Raw genomic sequence first — 4,334 nt, forward strand, 5'->3', positions numbered from 1 at the left:
GTCATGGAGATCCTGGCTCGGCATCCCTCGGGCATGACGCTGACCGAAATGGCCGAGGAAGCGGGCCTGACCCGCGCCGGCGCCCGCCGCTTTCTGCTGACGCTCACCGCCACCGGCTATGCAACGCAAGCCGGCCGCGTGTTCTCGCTGTCGCCACGCTTGCTGACGATCGCCCGCACCTGGCTCGGCGGCGCCTCGCTCTGGGCCTTCGCCGCACCCATCATGCGCGCGGTCGCCGCACAGCTGAACGAGGCCTGTTCGGCGGCGATCCTGTCGGGTGCCGATGTCGTCTATGTCGCCCGTATTCCCGGCCGCCGCATCCTCAGCGTGTCGCTCGATGTCGGCACCAGGCTGCCGGCCTATTGCACCTCGATGGGACGCATCCTGCTTGCCGGTCTGACGCCTCAGGAATTGGACGCATTCCTCGGCCAGGCGACGATCGAGAGACGGACGCCGAAGACGATCACCGACAGGTGTTTGTTAGCCAACGCCATCGGCAAGGCGAAAGCGGACGGCTTTGCCATCGTCGACGAGGAACTGGAACTCGGCCTGCGCTCGATCGCCGTGCCGATCCGCGACCGCGCAGAACGCACGGTCGCGGCCATCAACGTCTCGACGCAATCGGCGCGGTTCTCCGTCGCGGAGATGGAGCGGGAGATTCTGCCGGCGCTGCTGGAGGCCAGGCAGCGGATTGAAGATTTTTTTGTGGTTTAAGAGGCCTTCTCCAACAACCTTCACCGTCGGCGGGACAGCGCCCCCCTCTGCCCTGCCGGGCATCTCCCCCTCTTGGGGGGAGATCGGACGTCACGCCGGCTTTCGCCAATCTCCAACGACGCAGGAATGGGCGAAGCCACCAATCTGCCAATCTCCCCCCTTGAGGGGGAGATGTCCGGCAGGACTGAGGGGGGCGCGAAGGATCGCGGCGTTTTGCAATTCGCCGCCGCCCCGCCGACCCTCAATGCTTGATGCGATCCCGCATGGCATACCACAGCATGCCCAGCACATAGAGCGGACCGCGCAGCGCCGTGCCGCCGGGGAATGGCATCGGGGTGAGCGTCGAGAACAGATCGAGCCGCGAGGCGTCGCCGGCGATCGCCTCGGCCAGGAGCTTGCCCGACAGCGTCGACAGGATGACGCCCTTGCCGGAATAGCCATGCGCGAAATAGACCTCGCCATAGTGCCCGACATGCGGCAGCCTGGATGTCGTCACCGACACCAGCCCGCCCCAGGCGTGATCGATGCGGCAGCCCTGAAGTTGCGGGAAGGTGGCTTCCATATGCGGCCGCACGAAGCCGGCGATATCGGCCGGCGGTGACGGCGTGTAGCGCTCGCCGCCGCCGAACAGCAGCCGGCCGTCCGCCGACATCCGGTAATAGTTGACGACGAAGCGTGTGTCGGACACCGCGACATTGGCCGGGATGACATTGCGCTTGCCCTCCAGCGGCTCGGTGGCGACGATGTAGTTGCCAACCGGCATGATGCGGCTGTTGACGCGCGGCTCCAGCCCATCGAGCAGAGCGTCACCGGCCAGCACGACATGTTTTGCACGCACCGATCCCTTTGCCGTCGAGATCCGGATCGAAGGCTCACGCTCCAGCTTCACCGCCACCGAATTCTCATGGATGACGACGCCGGCAGCAATCGCCGCGCGGGCAAGGCCGAGCGTGTAGTTCAGCGGATGCATGTGGCCGCCGAGCGGCTCATACATCGCGCCATGATAGGGTGTGTCGACCTTGGCTCGGGCTTCCGCCGCCGACAGGATTTCGGCGTGCGGGAACTTCATCACCGTAGCCAGGCACTCGACCTCTTCCTCGAGATCCTTGAGGTCGGAACCGTTGACCGCGCCGACCAGATGGCCGGTCAGCCTGAGATCGCAATCGATGGCATGGCGCTCGATGATGTCGAGCACCAGCCCACGCGCCTCGAACGCAAGATCGAACAGCACCTTTGCCCGCTCCGGCCCGTAGAGCTTGACCAGGCCCTTGGCGCCCTTGCGCAGGCCGGGGATCATCTGGCCGCCATTGCGGCCCGACGCCCCCCAACCGATCTTGCCGCCTTCGAGCAGCACCACCTTCAACCCGCGCTCGGCGGCGTGAAGGGCGGCCGACAGGCCGGTGCAGCCGCCGCCGACGACAACCAGGTCGGTGTCGACGTCGCCGACCAGCGCCGGATGGTCCGGCGCCGGATTGGCGGTGGCGACATAATAGGATTTTGCGATATCGAGGCCCGAATTGAAGCCCGTTGAACTGGAAGCCATGATCACACCTTCAGCAGAAGGTGGTCGCGTTCCCAGCTCGTCACCACGCCCTGGAACAGGTCGAGCTCGACGCTCTTTACGCGCAGATAAGTCTGGAAGAAATCCTCGCCGAGCAGTTCCCGCACCGGGCCGCAAGCCTCGAAACGATCGAGCGCCTCCTCCATCGTCTTCGGCAGCGTGCTCTTGATCTTGTAGGCATTGCCCGACGCCTCGGGCGAGCGCGCCAGTTTCTGCTCGACGCCGAGATAGCCGGCAAGCAGCGAGCCGGCGATCGCCAGGTAAGGATTGGAATCCGCGCCCGGAAGCCGGTTCTCCACCCGCCGCGCGGCGCGGCCGCCGGCCGGCACGCGCAGGCCGCAGGAGCGGTTGTCATGCGACCATTCGATGTTGGCCGGCGCGCTGTGGTTCGGCCTGATGCGGCGGAACGAGTTCACGTTGGGCGCGAACAGCGGCATGATTTCGGGGACATATTTCTGCAGGCCGCCGATGAAGTGGCCAAACATTGCGGTGTCGGCATCGTCGCTGCCGGCAAACAAAGTCCTGCCGGCCTCGTCGATGACCGACATGTGCAGATGCATGGAGCTGCCGGCCTGTGCGGCGATCGGCTTGGCCATGAAGGTGGCGTGCATGCCGCTTTGCTGCGCGGCCTGGCGCGTCAGCCGCTTGAACAGCAGCACCTTGTCGGCCAGCGGCAGCGCATCGCCATGCAGGAAGTTGATCTCCAACTGCGCGGTTCCCGACTCATGGATCAGCGTGTCGAGCGGCAGGCCGGCCGCCGCCGCATAATCGTAAATGCGGCGGATCACCGGCTCGAACTCCTCGAGCCCGGCCATATCGTAGGGATGCTGCACGGTCTCGGCGCGGCCATTGGCGCCGACCGGGGCGGTCAGCGGACGGTCCGGATCCGGATTGGGCGCGGTGAGATAGAATTCCACCTCGGGCGCCACCACCGCCCGCCAGCCGCGCTTGGCGTAGAGGTCGAGCACGGCCCTGAGCACATGGCGCGGCGAGGCCATCCAGGGCCGGCCGTCCATATGGAAGGCATCGGCAAAGACATAGGCCTTGCCGGGAGCGGCACCCGGCGCCAGGCAGAGCGTCGATACATCAGGCACCATGCGCATGTCCGGATCCGAATAGGCAAAACCCTCGTCGATCGAGCCGGAATAGCGGCCGTCGATGCTGACCAGGAAAGCGCTGCTCGGCAGATAGAGCGCGCGGTCTTCAAGCGCCTGGAGGAATTTGGCCGTCGGCAAGGCCTTGCCGCGCAGGACGCCGTTCATGTCGGGCACCAGGCACTCGACTTCGTTGATGCCGTGCCGGGCCAGCCAGGCCTTGGCATCGTTGCCGCTGGAGAGCGAGATGTTCGTGTTGTTGTCAGGCATTTTCGTTCAAATCCGTATCAGAGAGAGTATGGCTTGCGCGGCCGCATCCGTTCCGGGTTTCAGCGCCATTTGGGCTGCATTGTCCTTGAGGCGGGCGCGCATGGCATCGTCGGCCAGCAGGCCGAGAATGGCTTTCTCCAACACTCCTTCGGTCCAGCCGTCACGGCCGATATGGTCGCCGGTGCCGGTCTCTTCGGCGCGTTGCGCGTTGTCGTGTCCATCCCAGCAATAGGGCATGATCAGCGACGGCACGCCGAAGCGCAGCGCTTCGCAAAAACTGTTGTTGCCGCCGTGATGGATGAACAGATCCGACTTCGCCACCACCGAGGGCTGCGGAAACCAGGCGTCGAGATAGACATTGTCCGGCACCGCGCGGTAAGCGTCGCGCAGGCCGCCGGCATTGACGATGAAGCGCGCCGGCAGCCTGTCGAACACCACCAGCATGCGCTCGATCAGGCCGACATCCATGGCACCCAGGCTGCCGAAGCTGACATAGACCAGCGGCCCGCCATTGCGCGGGAACACCGGCACCTCGAACGGCCCTTCAGAACGCACGCAGCCCTCGAGATAGACGAAGCGCGCGGGGTCGAGCGGCTCGGCACGCTCGCGGCGCACGATCGTCGGCGTCAGCAGCAGGTTGAGATCGGGCGACGTCTCGAGGAACTGACCCTTCGGCAGCGGCCCCAGTCCGGCAT

Annotated in this window: 4 protein-coding genes; 1 reads left to right on the forward strand and 3 read right to left on the reverse strand. The window is 65.6% G+C overall.

The annotated features are described in order from the left end of the window. Window positions 1–714, forward strand: a 714-nt coding sequence (locus EN991_RS25135; RefSeq protein ID WP_127369773.1) for an IclR family transcriptional regulator C-terminal domain-containing protein, incomplete at its 5' end; no start/stop codon positions are given. A gap of 241 nt (window positions 715–955) precedes the next feature. Here the strand turns inward: EN991_RS25135 and EN991_RS25145 are convergent. The 3 genes from EN991_RS25145 to EN991_RS25155 all read right to left on the reverse strand — a co-directional run. Continuing rightward, a complete protein-coding gene (locus EN991_RS25145) occupies window positions 956–2,257 on the reverse strand; it encodes an FAD-binding oxidoreductase (protein ID WP_063169492.1) in 1,302 nt (433 codons plus the stop codon). Between the two features lie 2 nt (window positions 2,258–2,259). Further along, complete coding sequence (locus EN991_RS25150; RefSeq protein WP_063169493.1) at window positions 2,260–3,639, reverse strand: glutamine synthetase family protein; 1,380 nt, start codon at window positions 3,637–3,639, stop codon at window positions 2,260–2,262. Between the two features lie 6 nt (window positions 3,640–3,645). Continuing rightward, a partial coding sequence (locus EN991_RS25155; protein ID WP_281058812.1) for a nucleotide disphospho-sugar-binding domain-containing protein occupies window positions 3,646–4,334 on the reverse strand: 689 nt, incomplete at its 5' end.

This window comes from Mesorhizobium sp. M7A.F.Ca.US.005.03.2.1, assembly GCF_003997795.1.
GTDB classification, from domain to species: Bacteria; Pseudomonadota; Alphaproteobacteria; order Rhizobiales; family Rhizobiaceae; genus Mesorhizobium; species Mesorhizobium ciceri.

Bases quoted from the DNA above. Each gene is read 5' to 3' on its own strand.
- EN991_RS25145 (WP_063169492.1), bottom strand. From the start codon at position 2,257: ATGGCTTCCAGTTCAACGGGCTTCAATTCGGGCCTCGATATCGCAAAA.
- EN991_RS25150 (WP_063169493.1), bottom strand. From the start codon at position 3,639: ATGCCTGACAACAACACGAACATCTCGCTCTCCAGCGGCAACGATGCC.